The organism is Pseudomonas entomophila, from assembly GCF_018417595.1.
In the GTDB taxonomy this organism is placed as follows: domain Bacteria; phylum Pseudomonadota; class Gammaproteobacteria; order Pseudomonadales; family Pseudomonadaceae; genus Aquipseudomonas; species Aquipseudomonas entomophila_C.
In genome coordinates this window covers 2945768-2961337 of sequence record NZ_CP070982.1, presented here as the reverse complement: position 1 = coordinate 2961337, position 15570 = coordinate 2945768, and the positions used below count along the sequence as shown (strand labels likewise).

Annotated in this window: 18 protein-coding genes; 5 read left to right on the top strand and 13 right to left on the bottom strand. The window is 62.3% G+C overall.

What is annotated here, in order from left to right:
- The first annotated feature begins 3 nt into the window (after positions 1–3).
- From ftsH to JYG34_RS13110, 5 genes are all read left to right on the top strand, one after another.
- Positions 4–1845 carry an ATP-dependent zinc metalloprotease FtsH gene (gene ftsH, locus JYG34_RS13130; protein WP_213661069.1) on the top strand — a complete coding sequence of 614 codons (1842 nt, stop codon included), beginning with the start codon at positions 4–6 and terminating at the stop codon, positions 1843–1845.
- A gap of 28 nt (positions 1846–1873) precedes the next feature.
- Positions 1874–2299 carry a potassium channel family protein gene (locus tag JYG34_RS13125; RefSeq protein WP_213661178.1) on the top strand — a complete coding sequence of 142 codons (426 nt, stop codon included), beginning with the start codon at positions 1874–1876 and terminating at the stop codon, positions 2297–2299.
- Between the two features lie 312 nt (positions 2300–2611).
- Positions 2612–2860 (top strand): hypothetical protein, encoded by a 249-nt coding sequence (locus JYG34_RS13120; protein ID WP_213661262.1) that lies wholly within the window; start codon positions 2612–2614, stop codon positions 2858–2860.
- Between the two features lie 2 nt (positions 2861–2862).
- On the top strand, positions 2863–3684 hold the full coding sequence (locus JYG34_RS13115; protein ID WP_213661068.1) for a helix-turn-helix domain-containing protein: 822 nt from the start codon (positions 2863–2865) through the stop codon (positions 3682–3684).
- Positions 3669–4907, top strand: coding sequence for an MgtC/SapB family protein (locus JYG34_RS13110; protein ID WP_213661067.1), 1239 nt, complete (start codon positions 3669–3671; stop codon positions 4905–4907). The genes JYG34_RS13115 and JYG34_RS13110 overlap by 16 nt, the downstream gene beginning before the upstream one ends.
- A 46-nt stretch (positions 4908–4953) precedes the next feature.
- Here the strand turns inward: JYG34_RS13110 and JYG34_RS13105 are convergent, their stop codons facing one another.
- From JYG34_RS13105 to JYG34_RS13045, 13 genes are all read right to left on the bottom strand, one after another.
- Complete coding sequence (locus JYG34_RS13105) at positions 4954–6318, bottom strand: sensor histidine kinase (protein ID WP_213661066.1); 1365 nt, start codon at positions 6316–6318, stop codon at positions 4954–4956.
- Positions 6315–6977 carry a response regulator gene (locus JYG34_RS13100; RefSeq protein ID WP_213661065.1) on the bottom strand — a complete coding sequence of 221 codons (663 nt, stop codon included), beginning with the start codon at positions 6975–6977 and terminating at the stop codon, positions 6315–6317. The genes JYG34_RS13105 and JYG34_RS13100 overlap by 4 nt, the downstream gene beginning before the upstream one ends.
- Before the next feature lie 2 nt (positions 6978–6979).
- Positions 6980–7621, bottom strand: a complete 642-nt coding sequence (locus JYG34_RS13095; protein WP_213661064.1) for a hypothetical protein — start codon at positions 7619–7621, stop codon at positions 6980–6982.
- Complete coding sequence (locus JYG34_RS13090; RefSeq protein WP_213661063.1) at positions 7618–8424, bottom strand: SDR family oxidoreductase; 807 nt, start codon at positions 8422–8424, stop codon at positions 7618–7620. Before JYG34_RS13090 ends, JYG34_RS13095 begins: the two co-directional genes overlap by 4 nt.
- Positions 8411–9091: a TenA family transcriptional regulator gene (locus JYG34_RS13085; RefSeq protein ID WP_213661062.1), complete on the bottom strand. Its 681-nt coding sequence runs from the start codon at positions 9089–9091 to the stop codon at positions 8411–8413. Before JYG34_RS13085 ends, JYG34_RS13090 begins: the two co-directional genes overlap by 14 nt.
- A gap of 8 nt (positions 9092–9099) precedes the next feature.
- The gene (locus JYG34_RS13080) at positions 9100–10563 is read right to left on the bottom strand and encodes an AMP-binding protein (RefSeq protein WP_213661061.1); all 1464 of its coding nucleotides are present in this window, start codon (positions 10561–10563) and stop codon (positions 9100–9102) included.
- On the bottom strand, positions 10553–11230 hold the full coding sequence (locus JYG34_RS13075; RefSeq protein WP_213661060.1) for a thermostable hemolysin: 678 nt from the start codon (positions 11228–11230) through the stop codon (positions 10553–10555). Before JYG34_RS13075 ends, JYG34_RS13080 begins: the two co-directional genes overlap by 11 nt.
- A 226-nt stretch (positions 11231–11456) precedes the next feature.
- A complete protein-coding gene (locus tag JYG34_RS13070) occupies positions 11457–12008 on the bottom strand; it encodes a YdeI/OmpD-associated family protein (RefSeq protein WP_213661059.1) in 552 nt (183 codons plus the stop codon).
- A 22-nt stretch (positions 12009–12030) separates the two neighbouring features.
- Positions 12031–13164, bottom strand: a complete 1134-nt coding sequence (locus tag JYG34_RS13065) for an aminotransferase class V-fold PLP-dependent enzyme (protein WP_213661058.1) — start codon at positions 13162–13164, stop codon at positions 12031–12033.
- 44 nt (positions 13165–13208) lie between these two features.
- Positions 13209–13421 (bottom strand): DUF2256 domain-containing protein, encoded by a 213-nt coding sequence (locus JYG34_RS13060; RefSeq protein ID WP_213661057.1) that lies wholly within the window; start codon positions 13419–13421, stop codon positions 13209–13211.
- Entirely contained in the window at positions 13418–13954 is a 537-nt protein-coding gene (locus JYG34_RS13055) for a DUF3833 domain-containing protein (protein ID WP_213661177.1), read from the bottom strand. The genes JYG34_RS13060 and JYG34_RS13055 overlap by 4 nt, the downstream gene beginning before the upstream one ends.
- 2 nt (positions 13955–13956) lie before the next feature.
- On the bottom strand, positions 13957–14499 hold the full coding sequence (locus JYG34_RS13050) for a chalcone isomerase family protein (protein ID WP_213661056.1): 543 nt from the start codon (positions 14497–14499) through the stop codon (positions 13957–13959).
- A 147-nt stretch (positions 14500–14646) separates the two neighbouring features.
- Positions 14647–15543 (bottom strand): LysR family transcriptional regulator, encoded by an 897-nt coding sequence (locus tag JYG34_RS13045; RefSeq protein ID WP_213661055.1) that lies wholly within the window; start codon positions 15541–15543, stop codon positions 14647–14649.
- Between the last annotated feature and the right edge of the window lie 27 nt (positions 15544–15570).

Genomic DNA, 15570 nt, shown 5'->3' with positions numbered 1-15570 from the left:
GCCATGAACAAGGATCAGCCCTGGAAGTTATATTTCCTGGCCGTCGGGCTGTCCGTGCTGGCCGCGGTGCAGTTTGGCCTGTTCAACACGCCCGCAGTGCAGGCCATCCCTTACAGCCAGTTCCTGCAATTGCTGGAGCAGCAGAAGGTCAGCGACCTGCGCATCGAGCATGACCGCATCCTGGGCCGGCTGCAGGAACCCATCGACGGCCATTCGGTGTTTTCCACGGTGCGTATCGACCCGGCGCTGAGCGAGCAGTTGGGGCGCTCGGGCGTGGCATTTACCGGTATCGCCGAAAACAGCACGGTGGCCACGGTGGTGGGCTGGTTCATGCCGCTGCTGATGATGCTGGTGCTGTGGTATTTCCTGTTCCATGGCCTGAGTGGGAAACAAGGCCTGGGCGGGTTGATGGGCGTGGGAAAATCACGCGCCCGCGTCTATGTCGAGCATGGCACCAAGGTGACCTTTGCCGATGTGGCCGGTATCGACGATGTCAAGGATGAGCTTACCGAAATCGTCTCCTTCCTGAAGAACAAGGCATGGTACGCGCGCCTGGGCGCTCATGTGCCCAAGGGCACATTGCTGGTTGGCCCACCCGGCACCGGCAAGACCCTGGTCGCCAAAGCCATCGCCGGGGAAGCGGCGGTGCCCTTTTTCTCGATTTCCGGCTCGGAGTTCGTGGAGATGTTCGTGGGGGTGGGCGCCGCGCGGGTTCGTGACTTGTTCGACCAGGCCCGCCAGGCAGCGCCTTGCATCATCTTCATCGATGAACTGGACGCCCTTGGCAAGATGCGCGGCATCGGTAGTTTTGGTGGCAATGACGAAAAAGAACAAACCCTCAACCAACTGCTGGCGGAACTGGACGGCTTCGACCCGCGCGAAGGCGTGGTGCTGCTGGCCGCCACCAACCGTCCCGAAGTACTGGACCCGGCGCTGCTACGCGCGGGGCGCTTTGACCGGCAGATCCTCATCGATCGGCCCGACCGCCAGGGCCGCCTGGCGATCCTGAAGGTGCACCTGCACAAGATCATCTACAAGAACGATCTGGACTGCGAGCGCATTGCGCAGATCACGCCGGGCCTGACCGGTGCCGACCTGGCCAACCTGGTCAACGAGGCTGCCATCGTCGCCACTCGGCGTGCCAGCCAATGGGTGGAACTGCAGGACTTCACCGCAGCGATCGAGCGCCTGGTGGCCGGTGTCGAGCGCAAAGGCAGTGTGTTGCGCAGCGACGAGCGCCAGGTGGTGGCGTACCACGAAATGGGGCATGCCCTGGCCGCCAGCAGCTTGCCGGCCATGGACCTGGTGCACAAAGTGTCGATCATTCCCCGTGCCGCCGGCTCGCTAGGGTACACCCTGCAACGGCCGACCGATGACCGCTTCCTGATCAGCGCGCAGATGCTGCGCGACCGCATTGTCGTGCTGATGGCCGGGCGTGCCGCCGAGAGCCTGGCGTTCGGCCAGGTTTCCACCGGCGCCGCCGACGATCTGGGACGTGCCACCGACATCGCCCGGCAGTTGATCACCCGCTTCGGCATGAGCCCGGATCTGGGCCAGCCGGTGTTGGAGCGCCAGCCAACCGGTTATCTGGGCGAATCAGTGTTGCGTCAGGAGCGAAGGGACTACTCTGAACAGACCGCGCGCGAGGTCGACCTTGGTATTCGCAGCTTGCTGGAAGAGGCCTATGGCCGCGCACGGATACTGCTCGAGCAGCGCCGCGACGACCTGGATGCGGGGGCGCGCCTGTTGTTGGCCAAGGAAACGATCACTCCCGAAGAGTTTCCGGCGTTATTGCCGCAAGCCAATCAACCTGCCAGCTATGCGTTGATCGACACCACGAAGTAAACCGCCAGTCATGGCAAGAGTACCGGCGATGCTTACCGTCACGCTGATCAACATGCTGGTCGTGATTCTGGTGGTGATCATTCACTACGAATGCCTGCTGCGCCTGAATGACTGGCTACCCCGCCTCAAGCTCTGGAGCCGGTTTCGCATCGTGGCGGGCGTGTTCGGTGCCCTGCTGGCCCATGCCCTGGAGGTCTGGTGTTTTGCCCTGGCCTACTACCTGATGGTCCATGCCGAGGGCTGGGGCACGCTAAGCGGCAATTTCGACGGCAGTTTACTGGACTGCGTGTACTTTTCCTTCACCACCTACACCACCATCGGCTTCGGTGATGTCGCCCCTAGCGGGCACCTCAAGTACCTCACGGGCCTGCAGGGCTTGACCGGCCTGGTGCTGATTACCTGGACCGCTTCATTCCTGTTCCTGGAAATGCAGAAGTACTGGAAAGCCAAATAGCGGCCGGTTCGGCGCACCCCCCACCCACGCCTTGCACGCATGATGTTTACCAACGGGAGCCCCCTTCGGACAAATGGCATTGCCCTTGGCGCAGGAACTTGACGCGGATCAATGCTTCGAGACTTCGCTGGCGCACCTTATCCCCATGGCAACAACAAATTCAGTCTCTGCAGGTGTGCCACGCGCTCAAGAAGGCAGCGGTATTCGTCGACAAGTGATGAAAGTGGCGATCACGCCCTGAGTTTCACCTGCGCTACCGGCATGGACGCTTTCATTGTGCATTGTTGACCTGGCTATACTTGGGAGGCGCTGATGAACGTCTATGTCGAGAGGAACACCGAGCTGAAGCGCTGGTGGGTGCATATGGATGACTGGCGGGTGGGCTTCAACACGGCCGCCGAAGCCGAGCAGTTTGTCGAGCGTCTCACAAGCCGACTCAATGCCCCCCACTCGCTTGACATGCTGGCTGATGGGGCGCCTCGTACCGGGTTTGCCGCCGCACATGGCACCCATACTGGCGCAAGGGGCCAAGGCAGCCTCCGAAGTGCGAAGGAGGCCTGAAAATGTCCAGCCAGCTGAAGGTCACGCTGCTCGACTCACCCCACGCATCGCACATGGCAACCCCCATTCACCTGAAGCCGTCGGCGGCCCTGTGCCGGGATTGCCGGGTCAGCGGCCTGTGCCTGCCCACTGGCCTGCCCATTCATGACAACAGCTGCCTGGGTGCATTGATAGGTCCACGCCTGCGCATTCGAAAGGGCGCCGCGCTGTTCAATGCCAACGATCCGCTGACCCTGCTCTATGCCGTACGTTGCGGCAGTTTCAAGACCAGCCTGAACACCGCCGAGGGCCAAGGCGTGGTGATCAATTTCTGGATGCCGGGTGATGTGCTCGGCCTCGATGCCATTGCCACAGAGCACCATGTCTGCGACGCCATTGCCCTGGAAGACAGCGAAGTCTGCCCCGTCCCCTATCACCGCTTGCAAGCCCTGGCGCGCGACTTTCCGTTCCTGCAACAAAGCCTGAATCGCTTGATGAGCCGGGAGATCGTGCGTGAACACAAGCGCGTGCTGATGCTGTGCAATCTTACTGCGGAACAGCGCTTGGCGGGCTTCCTGGTGGAGCTGTCCGGGCGCTTCGTCAGCCGCGGCTACTCTGCCCACGGCTTCATGTTGCGGATGTCCCGGGAAGACATGGCCTCGTACCTGGGCTTGCGCTTGGAGACCGTGTGCCGGTCCGTCGCCCGCCTGCGTGCGCTGGGTATCGTCGACCTCCATGGCAGGCTGGTGGAAATTCTCGACATGCCTGCACTGATGGCGCTGCAGCAAGGCGGCAGTGAATGGCAGGCCAAGGTCACCCTGAAGGCACCATGCTCGACACCGTGAATGTCGGCCACGGTGCCGTGGCGTTGGGCATCGGCATGCTGGTGGGGCTTGAGCGCGAGCGCAGGAAGGGCCGTAACGAAAACCAGGCTGCCGCTGGGCTGCGCACCTTCGCTATCACCGCGTTGCTGGGCTACCTCAGCATGGTGTTGGCAGGCGTGGTGCTGGTCGCGGTGGCGAGTCTGGGCCTGGTACTGATGCTGTGCACGCATTACCGCAACCATGCCGACAACGACCCTGACATTACCAGTGAAATTGCGCTGCTCCTGGTGCTGACCCTGGGCGCGCTGAGCCTGAATGAACCTGAGCTTGCCGCAGCTGCCGGCGTGGTACTGACCGTGCTGTTGGCGCTGCGACGCGAATTGCACCATTTCGTGCTGCAGCAGCTGAGCGAGCAAGAACTGCGCGATGGTTTGCTGCTGTCAACGGTGGCATTGGTGGTGCTGCCGTTGACCCCGGACCAGTTTCTAGGCCCTTACAACGTGCTCAACCCGCGCACGATTTGTAACCTGGTGGTCTTGCTGATGGCCGTGGGCGCCTTGGGGCATATCGCCATGCGCCTGATGGGGCCTCGGTACGGATTGCCCTTGAGCGCGATCGCCTCAGGCTTTGCCTCAGGCTCTGCCACCATTGCCTTGCTTGCACACCGCGCTCGCCAGCAAAGCGCTGCTGCCAGGCCATTTGCCGGGGCTGCCGTCTTGTCCAATCTTGCCACCCTCACGCAATTTGCCCTCGTGCTGAGCATCGTTGACCGTCGCTTGCTCGAGCCTTTCTGGCCATCAATCTGGCTCGGTGTGCTGGTCACACTTGTCTATGGTGTGTTTCTACTGGCGCCTTGGCGCTCGGCTCATGGCGGGGCGACGGCGTCTGCGGGGGATGGCGCGTTCAGTCTGTGGACAGCTCTGGCCGTCACCGCTGCCATAACCGGCATCTCGTTGCTCTCGGCATTTCTTCTTCAGCACCTGGGCCACAACGGCGTGAGCGTCGCGGCGTTCGTCAGCGGCTTGGCCGATGTGCATGCGGCCACTGCCTCGATCGCCTCGCTGGTCATCGCCGGAAAGCTCGGTACTGATGATCTGGCGATATCGGGATTACTCGCATTGACCGCGAACACGTTGACTAAATGCGGCCTGGCTTTGAGTAACGGCGGTTTCCGCTTCGCTCGCTATCTCATTCCCGGTCAGTTGGTCATTCTTGGGGCGGTATGGCTGGGACTACTCTTGTAGATACTCAAGAGCTACCTGCCAGCAAGGTGCTTGGCGGCCGCTGGAGTCAACCCATTGGCAGCACCAAGGTGGCGGCCAGCCCTCCCCCTGCTCGATTCTCCAGGCGCACCTGCCCGCCAAGGCGGTCGATAATGGTCGCAACGATCGACAGCCCAAGGCCCGCACCGTTGGGGTTGTTGCGGCTGTAGAAGCGTTCGAACACACGGGAAAGGCTTGCTTCATCGATGCCCGGCCCCTCATCCTCGACCACCAGCTCGAAAGCGTTGTCCAGGCGCCGGAGTGACACCGCTATGCGGCCTGCGGGCGGTGAATGTTCAACCGCGTTGGACACCAGGTTCTGCAGTGCGATGCCCAGGGTGCCGGCATTGATCGCCAGGTGATGGTCACCCTCGCTGATGTCCAGTGAAGGCTCCAGGCCACGGGCAAGTATCCACGGTGTCAGGTCGGCCAGGGTGTCGGTGACCACTTCAGCCAGATCGACCAGGGTATTGCCGCGCGGCCCCAGTCTTGGCTCGACGCGGGCCAGTGTCAGCAACTGGTTGACCACCCGGGTCAGCCGGTCGACCCCACCCATCAGGAACCCCAACGCTTTTTGCCGCTCCATGTCGTTGCTGGCAGCCAGTGCGTTCTGTGCATGCAGGCGCAGGACGGCCAGTGGCGTGCGCATTTCGTGAGCGGCATCGGCAATGAACCGGTGCTCACGCCGTAGCAGGTCGTCGATCTGTGCCAACAGGCGATTGATGGCAGCCTGCATCGGCTCAAGCTCCGAAGGTAGCGGCACCAGTTGCAAAGGCTCAAGGGAGTCGGCGTGGCGCCCGCGGATGACATTGGCCATGTTCTGCAACGGCCGCAGCCCCCAGCCGATCGCGGCCCAGACCAGCAGCGCCAACGCCAGGCTGCCGAGCAGAAACGGAAACAGGGTATGGCGAACAATGCGCTCGATCAGGTCGTAGCGCACATCATCACGTTCGCCGACCCAGATCACCCAGTGCTTTTCCGGTACCGGCAGGACGAAACCACGCCATTGTTCGCCGGCGCTGGTGAAATCGTAGAAGCCTGGCGTCGTTGGTGGCGAATCGAGTGTCGGCGCACTGGGTGTATGCACCATAAGCGCCCCGCCGTCCTGCCAGACCTGAAACGCCAGCTTGCTTTCGTAGGGGTGCCCCACCTGATCTCGCCCTGCCCTCCCCAAGGCCTCGTTGAAGGCCTGGTACAGCGCCTCACGCGAGCCGTCCTGCACCGGCAGGCTCATGACGCCCTGCAGCAGGCGGGCATTCTGGGCGAGGTGGGCGTCATACACCTCGTTAATTTCGCGGCGGCTGTCGTGGTAGTTGTAAAGCACCAGCAGGCCTGTGCCGAGCAGCAGCAACAGCATCACTCGCCACAGTGTGCGTTGGCGCAGCGAGCTCATGCCTTGGCCTCGACCAGGTAGCCGATACCGCGCACCGTGCGGATCAAACCGTTGAACAGCTTTTTGCGAAGGTGGTAGATGTTCACCTCCAGCGTATTGCTCTCGGGCTCTTCGTCCCAGCCATACAGCAGCTGGGTCAGGCGCTCACGGGTGAATACCTTGCCGGGTTGCGCCAACAACTCGTGCAACAGCAGGTATTCCTTCGGGGTCAGCACGATTTCCATGCCGTTGTAGCGCACTTGCTGGGTAGCAGGGTCGAGACTGACCCCGGCATGTTCGATCAGTACCTTGGCGCGTCCCGTGCTGCGCCGCAGCAAGGCGCGCAGGCGTGCCTTGAGCTCGTTGAGATCGAAGGGCTTCACCAAGTAATCGTCGGCGCCGGCATCGAGGCCGCTGATGCGGTCGTCCAGCGCATCCCGTGCGGTCAAAACCAGCACCGGCAGGCTGTCGCCGTCGGCGCGTACCCGCCGTAGCAGTTCGATGCCATCCATGCGCGGCAATCCAAGGTCCAGAATCACCAGATCGAAGGTTTCATGCTGCAGGGCATGCAGGCCGCTGACACCGTCGCGCAGCCAGTCGAGGGTGTAGCCCTCCTGGCGCAAGCCGTCACAAATCCCTTCACCCAGTGCGATATCGTCCTCAACCAGCAGCAGCCGCATGTTCAGTCCTGTTTGTCCTTGATCGCCTTGAGTAAAGCATCGATATCGGTACGTCGGCCCTGGTCTGCCAGCTCACGCCCTGGCCGGGGCGGTGCTTGCAGGGCTTTGTGCAGAGCTGCGGTAGCCTCCGGGTAGCGCTTTTGCCGGTACAGATGATCAGCCCAGAAATAGTTGCTGTCGATACCGTTGGGGTTGATCTGCAGGGCCTTGCGCAGCAAAACGTCAGCCTTGTCGGCATCGCCGAAACCGATTGGCCAGCCGGGAACCTGGTCGTACAGCGTGCCCAGGCTGGTGTAGGCCGAGCCCTGCAGGGCATCGGGGTTCAGTGCCATGGCCTGCTCCAGGCTGGCCTTCGCCGCCTTGACCTTGCCCAGTGCCCCAAGGCCACCGATGGCTCCCGCCCAGCTGCTGTTGATGATGCCCTCCCAGATCAACGGCTCGGGTGTGTCGGGGTACTGGTGAACGAATGCAGCCGCATCGCCGGACAGCTTTTCAAAGGCGTCGGCACGTTTATCCTTGGGCAGTTGATACTGGATCTGCGCCCAGCGCTGCTGCAGGTCGTTCAAGTGCTGGGTGCCTGCCTGGTCCAATGCCCAGGTGCAGGGGGCGAATGCCAGCAAGCTGGTAATGAGCAGGCGCTTCATTTGATCGACTCCTTGGTGTGGCTGCCGATGTAGCGGCGAATGACAGGCAGCTGCTTGCGCAGTGCCCGGTCTACCACGCCTGGCAACATGCCGTTGATCCGCACGAAGAGCTTTTCCGGCCAGCCGAGATAAAGCTCGCTGCGCTCCGATTGCACAGCCTCTAGCACTGCGCGGGCGACATCCGCCGGGTCGTCCATGCCGACTTTCAGCGCTTGGTTGAGCGCTGTCGCGGCCGTGCTGTTCATGGCCGTGCGGGTGGCCCGCGGGGCGGCATACAGGACATTTACCGTGGTGTCGGCCAGCTCTCGCCGCAGCGCCTCGGAGAAACCGCGCAGGGCGAACTTGCTGGCGCAGTAGGTGGCGTAGCCAGGGTAGCCGATCGAGCCATAGGTGGACCCCACATTGACCACCAGTGCCTTGGACTGAGCACGCAGCAGCGGCAGGCAGGCGCGTGTCAGTTGCAAGGGGGCCTTCAGATTGATGTCCAGCAACTCGTCGAGCGCGTGCTCGTCCAACTGGTCGAGCAAGGCAAAGCGATTGACGCCGGCCGCGTTGATCAGCACGTTCACCGCGCCCATCTCGCGAGCGCGGCCGACCACGAGGTCGCGCCCTACCTGGCTGCGCAAGTCTGCCTCTTGCCAACGTAAACGATCCGGGTATCGATTCATCAGGCCTGCCAGCTTCCCCATATGCCGGCTGACGGCCAGCACCTGGGCACCGGCAGCGCACAACTGCTCGGCCAACTCCAGGCCAATGCCGCCACTGGCGCCGGTGAGGATCACCACGGATTCAGGCAAGCGCATGGCGCACCTCTAGCTGACCCGCGCGCGGCAAACCCTGGAACATCTCGGTGTACAAGTGGAAGACGACCTTCGCCGCATGGATGACGGCCTGTTGGTCCGCGCCATCATCGAGGCGGTCCATCAGTTGCTTGTAGGTCACCATGTGGTCCTGGTCCAGCGCACCATGGGAGCTCAGGTAGCTGAACGCCTGATCAGGCAGGGCCAGCGTGCTCTGGATAGTGCCCGCCGCTTGGGTGGCCAGGGCAATGCTGGTGCCTTCGAGCACGTTGACCATACCGAAGAGCCCGACCGGGTTGCCGCGGGCGATCAAGTCGTAGAGGTAGGCGACCATCAGTTCGATCGACCGCACCGGACGACCATCACGCACCGCCTCCCAATCACCACCACAGGCTTTGATGTCGTTGAGAATCCACTGCTCATGGCCGTACTCCTCATCGATGTATTCGCACACCGCGCCGCGCAGCCACTCCAGCCGCGACGGCAAGCGCGCGCCACAAGCCATCATCAGCGGAACCGTGTGGCGGACATGGTGGTAGGCCTGGGTCAGGAAGGCAATGTAACTGTCCAGGCTGACCTGGCCGGCCAAGGCTTCACGGATCACCGGTACGGCGAACAAAGCCTGCCGTTCCTGGGCCGTTTGTGTTTGCAGGGTGTCGAAAAAGGACATGGTGAACCTCACAACGAGATGTCGGATAACAGGGCGTGGTAGCGCTGCAGGATCGCCTCGCGCCGCAGGCGTCCATTGGCTGTCAGGGTTCCATCCAGAGGGTTTAGGGGGGTCGGTAAGCGGCGCCAGGCATGCACCCGGGCGTAATCAGGCAATTGTGCGTTGCACTGCTGCACGGCCTGCTCGATAACCTCATCGCTGGCGGTGGGATCGAATGGCCAGAGCAATGCCAGGTTGCTTGGCAAGGCCTCGCCATGCACGAACGCCTGGGCGATGACACCACTCTGACTGAGTTCGGCTTCTACCCATTCCGGGTTGACGTTGCGCCCGAAACTGGTGATGAACTGGTGTTTCTTGCGGCCATCGAGGTACAGGTAGCCGTCGTCGTCGAGGTGGCCGAGATCGCCCGTCGCCCACCACTGCTGGGTAACAGGGGCGTCCTCCAGATAGCCCAGCAATATCGAGCCGGCCACCAGCACCTCGCCGTCCTCGGCAATGCGCACTTGCACATGGGGCAACGGCTTGCCGACGCTGCCAGGGCGAACGGCCCCGGGGCGGTTCAGTGCCACCACCGAAGCACATTCGGACAGACCGTAGCCTTCGAACACCGGTAGACCAACCGCCTCGGCCCGTGCCAGCAGGCTTGGCGATACCCGGGCACCGCCCACCGCCACGAAACGCAACGGGCCAACGCGCATCAGCCCGCGCTCGATTGCCGTGACCAGCCCCATCAACAGTTGTGGCACAAGGATCAGGCTCTGGGCGCCGCTGAGGGCAATAGCACCCAGCAAGCGCTTGAAATCCACCTGGCTTGCGCCCCCCATGCCCAACTGTTGTTGCGGATAAAGCTGCACGCACGCACCCGCCATCAGCGCGGCGTATACACCCAGGTTCTCCAGCAATACACCCAGAGGCAGTACCGCCAGGTACCGCTGTGGTTCGGTGGGCCGGCTGGCGGCCTCCAGTTCACGTGCTACACGCAGCATGGCCTCAGCGCCCAGGCACACGCCCTTGGGGCTTGCGGTGCTACCAGAGGTGTAGGTGATCTTGGCCGTGCCAACAGGCAACTCAACGCCCGTCGAGCCCTCGCGCACCCAGAACTCGCCATGCTGGGCAAAACCTTCCCGCGCCAGCTGCGGCGTCCACTGCGCCGCGCACAATACGGTTGATGCGCCGCTCTGGGCGATGCAGTGGGCGAACTGCGCCGTACTGAAGAACGACGGCACGATCACGCAGGGGCGCTCGGCGAACAAGGCGGCCAAATCCCAGAACAGCAGCTCAGGGCCGTTGTCCAGGGCCAATACCAATGCACCTGCCGGTTGCCGACGCAGGGCATGGGCGCGCAGGCCTACCTCACCGAGCAACTGCTGATAGGTGTAGCGTCGGGTCTGCCCCTGCACCGCCACTGCTCCAGCATGATCACGTGCATAGGCTGACAACCGCTCATGGAAACGATCCAGTTCACGCGGCATGTCCGGTCTCCTCGACGAGCACAGGAAAGCCCAGCCGCTGGAACACGCCCGCCTGGGTCAGGGCGTTGAAGCCGTAACCAATGTTTCCGGCATATACCTGGGGGCGCTGGTCGTAGTAAGTCCCCCATCGATCGACTTGGCCTTGAAGGCGCTCGGGATTGGCCGGCGCCAATACCGTGGGCACCAGCCCCAACCGCTGGAAGCTGTTGATCAATGTCGCGGCCCCGGTAAACGCTACCCACTGCAGGCCTCGCGCAGCCAGCAACCACGTGACGGCGATGATCATGATGCGCGCGCTACCGGCGCTGAGTGATGCCAGGTTGCCGACCTCGACCATACCGGTTCGCTCAAGGTCAGTGCCGGCTATTCGGGACACTTCCGTTTCAAGCGGCTGTTCCAGATAACGCTCGAGGAACAGCGGGCCCTCATTCGCCAGGCGCACACCGGCCGCCGCGACCAGCCGCCCATGGCTGTCATGCAGCGCCAGCAGCTCCGGCAGGTAATGTTGTACATCGGCATGGTGCGCCGTGGCGAAGCGCTGGTGGATGAAGTGTTCCAGGTCTGCACGGGAGGTGTCCCCTGCCCGGTGCAGCGACAAGTGCGCATGATGGTCGGTATGGCTACCGATCGCTAAAGGGAGCAGGCTGCTCCATTGAATCTGACTCATGAAACTCCCCCAATCGGGCTCGACGAGGGGATTATCAGGCGTGAATCTGAAGGGAATCTGAAGTCAGCGCAATCGCGCCTGGCCGGTCCAGTAGATACCGCGCATATACTCGCGCCAGGCAATCAATGCGAATGAGACCTTCGGCGGCGTTGCGCCTCCACGCGAGCCGCCGCGGACTGTTCGCGTGCGCTGCAGGTACCCTGCTGCGCTGTTTGCCAGCCCGAGGTCAATTTTCTGCCTCGGGCGCCCGGAAAGCTTTGCTGTAATACCCCGACGTGTCGAAACAGCACACCTGCTTCTTGCCGGTCGCAAGCATGTCGCAGGCATCACCAATGCGCTTTTCGCGTGTCCTGAGTTGCTTGGCTGAAGTAATCCAGTGGATCCAGTCCACCCGCGCAAGGGTCGTCGTAGTGTTCCAGACCTTTTGAGCCTCGGGCATCGTTGCCAGGGCTTCCTGGAAATCTGCCGGAATGTCAGGTTCGGGCTCCTTCTTCACCGGGATCAGTTCGAGGGTAACGATATCGCCAACGGCCACACCGGCCGCGTCAAGTAAATCGCGACCGACCTTCAGCCAATGGCTCAGCTGACCATCGGGTTCCAGGGTTGCCCGGAAAGGATGACCATTGATTGTGCCTTCAACGGTCGTCCTTCCCCGCCTCGGAAGCCGCTCACTCGCGTCCCTTGGAAGCACTGCGAACGCCCACGGCCTGTCATCACCGGGCTTGGCCGGACGAAGAAGCTTGGCTTCGAATCGAGACCTCGCATCGTCTGTTGTCATTGCAAGTTCTCCAGCCGAGCGCTTAGTTAACCATCACTTCGTCCAGTGCCTGCTCGAGGGTGCTGACCGTGCGCTCGATATTGTGCAACTTCTCGAGCCCGAACAGGCCGATGCGGAAGGTCTGGAAGTCGGCCGGCTCGTCGCATTGCAACGGCACGCCGGCGGCAATCTGCAGGCCGTGGCTGGCAAACTTCTTGCCACTCTTGATATCGGCATCATCGGTGTAGCTCACCACCACGCCAGGGGCCTGAAAGCCTGCTGCGGCCACGCTCTTGATACCTTTACGGGTCATCATTGCACGCACCCGATCACCCAGGGCCTGTTGTTCGTCGCGGACCTTGTCGAAACCGTAGGCTTGCGTCTCTTTCATCACTTCGTTGAACCGCGCGAGGGCATCGCTGGGCATGGTCGCATGGTAGGCGTGGCCGCCCTGCTCATAGGCCTGCATGATCTGAAGCCACTTCTTCAAGTCGCAGGCGAAACTGGTGCTTTGCGTCGATTCGATGCGCTCGAGGGCCAACGCGCTGAGCATCACCAGGGCGCAGCAAGGTGAGGCGCTCCAGCCTTTCTGTGGTGCGCTGATCAGCAGGTCGACTGCACATTTGTGCATATCCACCCAAATCGCGCCGGAGGCGATGCAGTCAAGCACGAACAGACCACCCACCGCATGCACGGCGTCGCCCACGGCCCGCAGGTAGTCATCGGGCAGGATGATCCCTGATGACGTTTCAACGTGGGGGGCGAAGACAATCTGCGGTTTCTGCGACTCAATGGCGGCCAACACTTCGTCCAGAGGAGGTGGGGCGTAGGCAGCCTGGCGCCCCGTTTCAACCGGCCGGGCGTTCAGCACCGTTGTGGCCGCCGGGATGTTGCCCATTTCAAGGATTTGGCTCCAGCGATAACTGAACCAGCCGTTGCGTATCACCATGCATTGCTGGCCGGTGGCAAACTGCCGAGCTACCGCTTCCATGCCGAATGTGCCACTACCTGGGACCACCGCGACAGCCTGGGCGTTGTAGACCTGTTTCAGGGTGGTTGAAATGTTCTTCATCACACCTTGAAACGACTGCGACATATGGTTGAGCGAGCGGTCCGTGTAGACCACCGAATACTCGACCAACCCTTCGGGATCGATACCGGGATATATCTTCGACATGGTGTAGCTCCTTTGGCAGAGATGTCCATGGCATCGACCCTGCCCTAAGCGATTGCAAATGACAAGCTGCACCAGGCACACCGCAATCGACAGCCTTGCCCCCTGCCCTTGCTCCTGCGCCGTGGCGCCGCGCGGCGACAGCGCTGTGAACAGTACTTCACCTCCTCCCAGCACCGCGCCCAACGCTTGCGCCAAGTGAACGGCCGGCCACATACCGTGCAGATCTTGCTCCGCTCGACAGGTGTGTTCCGGCTCATGGCGCCCCCTCCGGCAACCGACGGAAGAACAGGGTGATCTGCCCGACCTCAACACCCAGCTTGCTCATCTTCGAGCGGTTGATCAGGGTGTCGTCATCCATCAGATACATCCAGTCGTCCAGATCTACCTGCCAGTGCCGCCCGTTTACGGGCAGATCCAATTGATAGCGCCAGCGCAGCGCATTTCCGGCCAGTTCACCGCGTGCCTCGCCGATCACGTCCCCGGCGGTGCCGCGCCAGTGGCCGGGACCGTCCGGCACCAGCGTCCAGGTACGTTGCTGCCGTGTGCCATCGCTGTAGAGAAAATGCTCGTCGAGGATCAGCCGCTCGCCCTCCCGACGGCTGTCGATGCGCACGTGGAAGCGCTTTACCACTTCTCCGGAACGCTTCTGGAACATGCCCCAGGCCTGCACCGGGCGCGAGAAGAAGGCCGCGAGGTCGAAACGGGGTTGCTCTGCGGCGTAGCGCCCGACGTCGACATTGCCACAACTGCCCAGAACCAGGCAGGCCGCCAGCAACAGCGCTCTGTACATGTTCATGTGCCTCCTCGGTGCTTGTCGGCCAGGCCGAGCAGTTGCAGGCGCAACTGGGGGGCCCGGGCCCGTGGGTCCAGCCAGATGGCAAAGAACGCCTGGGCAAAAACCGGGTCGGCAATGTCGTGGCTGGGTTTGTCATCGACGTAGAAGCGACAGCCCTGCTGCGGCAGGTAGACCCCCGTGATGCGCATGCCGGGGCGCACATCCGCGAACGCCTCCTGCATTACCTTGGCCCAGGCTTCGAGCTGTTGCGGCGTCACGCGGCCGGCACCCAGGCGACGCATCTCCTGGAGGCTTGCTTGCACCAGCGTGTCACGGGACAAGGCGCGGTGGTAGGTCAGCTGCAGGGCGAAAGGCTGGTTCCAGTCATGACGCGGGCCTTCGGTCCACAAGCGTGCGGTATACAAGCGCAGGCCGAACCAGGTGAAGTCGCCACCACCCAGCGGGTGGACCGCTGGCAGCGCCGCACGCCAGTCCGCAACGACCGCTGGTGGCGTCGTCAGCAGCAGACAGAGGCAGGCCAAGCGAGCAAGGAGTGTCATGACGAATCAGCAAGGAGCCATAACTTGTACAAGACTAGTTTTTTGTACAGGTTTAATCAAATGACGCAGAGGTTTGAAGGCCGGTCGCAGATGCACAGGCCGGTATGTTCCAGGCCTGGGATGGCAAGTCGGTGCCCGGGTGATTGATCATGTCTGGAGGGTTCTACTGGCCAACAACTCGGTAAACACCCTTACCTTGACCGGCCGAAAGCGCGCCGTTGGAAATACCACATGAATTTCCCCACGCGGCAACGCCCATCCCGGTAACACCTCGATCAACCGACCCGCTTCCAGATCAGGCGCCGCCACATAGTCCGGCAGCACAGACAACCCAGCCCCCTGAAGGGTCGCCTCGCGCACCGCCAAGGTCGCATTGAGCGCCACGCTGGATTTCATCTCAACCACCCGCTCTGATTCACCTCTGGAAAACGCCCATCTGGTTGGTTCCCGCAGCGCCGTGTTCGCCACCAGCGGCAGCTCAGCCAGATCTTCGGGGCTCTGCAGCGCATCCACCTGCGTTCGCCACTGGGGCCCGGCCACCAGCCGCTGCTCGAAATGGCCGATCCGACGCGCTTGCAGATGTTGCTCGGTAATCCACCCCACACGAATGGAAAGGTCCAGGTCGTGACTCCCCAGATCCAGTGTCTGGTCGCTGAAATGCGCCTCGACCTTGCATTGTGGATAACGCTGGGAGAACTCGGTTATCGCCGGGACCACGACACCGATGCCGTAATCGAAGGGTGCGGTCAGGCGTAGTGTTCCCGTTGGTTCGCTGGCCGATTCCGACAGCTCCTCAAAGGCTTCTTCGGCCTCCTTGAGGATCGCTGCACAGCGGTAGTAGAACACCTGCCCCGCCTCGGTGGTGCGTACCCGCCGTGTGCTGCGCACCAGCAGCGTGGTGCGAAACTCTTGCTCCAAACGTGCAACCTGCTGGCTGACCACCGCCTTGGTGATACCGAGTCGCTCGGCGGCTGCGGTAAATGAGCCGGTCTCCACGACTGCCGTAAAGTAGGCAAGCCGATTGAGGTTGGAAGTGCCCGTCATCGTGATTCCTGATTGTATGCTATCAGA

Bases quoted from the DNA above. Each gene is read 5' to 3' on its own strand.
- ftsH (WP_213661069.1), top strand. From the start codon at position 4: ATGAACAAGGATCAGCCCTGGAAGTTATATTTCCTGGCCGTCGGGCTG.
- JYG34_RS13120 (WP_213661262.1), top strand. From the start codon at position 2,612: ATGAACGTCTATGTCGAGAGGAACACCGAGCTGAAGCGCTGGTGGGTG.
- JYG34_RS13095 (WP_213661064.1), bottom strand. From the start codon at position 7,621: ATGAAGCGCCTGCTCATTACCAGCTTGCTGGCATTCGCCCCCTGCACC.
- JYG34_RS13100 (WP_213661065.1), bottom strand. From the start codon at position 6,977: ATGCGGCTGCTGCTGGTTGAGGACGATATCGCACTGGGTGAAGGGATT.
- JYG34_RS13045 (WP_213661055.1), bottom strand. From the start codon at position 15,543: ATGACGGGCACTTCCAACCTCAATCGGCTTGCCTACTTTACGGCAGTC.
- JYG34_RS13090 (WP_213661063.1), bottom strand. From the start codon at position 8,424: ATGCGCTTGCCTGAATCCGTGGTGATCCTCACCGGCGCCAGTGGCGGC.
- JYG34_RS13070 (WP_213661059.1), bottom strand. From the start codon at position 12,008: ATGACAACAGACGATGCGAGGTCTCGATTCGAAGCCAAGCTTCTTCGT.
- JYG34_RS13110 (WP_213661067.1), top strand. From the start codon at position 3,669: ATGCTCGACACCGTGAATGTCGGCCACGGTGCCGTGGCGTTGGGCATC.
- JYG34_RS13085 (WP_213661062.1), bottom strand. From the start codon at position 9,091: ATGTCCTTTTTCGACACCCTGCAAACACAAACGGCCCAGGAACGGCAG.
- JYG34_RS13050 (WP_213661056.1), bottom strand. From the start codon at position 14,499: ATGACACTCCTTGCTCGCTTGGCCTGCCTCTGTCTGCTGCTGACGACG.
- JYG34_RS13080 (WP_213661061.1), bottom strand. From the start codon at position 10,563: ATGCCGCGTGAACTGGATCGTTTCCATGAGCGGTTGTCAGCCTATGCA.
- JYG34_RS13065 (WP_213661058.1), bottom strand. From the start codon at position 13,164: ATGTCGAAGATATATCCCGGTATCGATCCCGAAGGGTTGGTCGAGTAT.
- JYG34_RS13060 (WP_213661057.1), bottom strand. From the start codon at position 13,421: ATGAGCCGGAACACACCTGTCGAGCGGAGCAAGATCTGCACGGTATGT.
- JYG34_RS13105 (WP_213661066.1), bottom strand. From the start codon at position 6,318: ATGAGCTCGCTGCGCCAACGCACACTGTGGCGAGTGATGCTGTTGCTG.
- JYG34_RS13115 (WP_213661068.1), top strand. From the start codon at position 2,863: ATGTCCAGCCAGCTGAAGGTCACGCTGCTCGACTCACCCCACGCATCG.
- JYG34_RS13055 (WP_213661177.1), bottom strand. From the start codon at position 13,954: ATGTACAGAGCGCTGTTGCTGGCGGCCTGCCTGGTTCTGGGCAGTTGT.
- JYG34_RS13075 (WP_213661060.1), bottom strand. From the start codon at position 11,230: ATGAGTCAGATTCAATGGAGCAGCCTGCTCCCTTTAGCGATCGGTAGC.
- JYG34_RS13125 (WP_213661178.1), top strand. From the start codon at position 1,874: ATGCTTACCGTCACGCTGATCAACATGCTGGTCGTGATTCTGGTGGTG.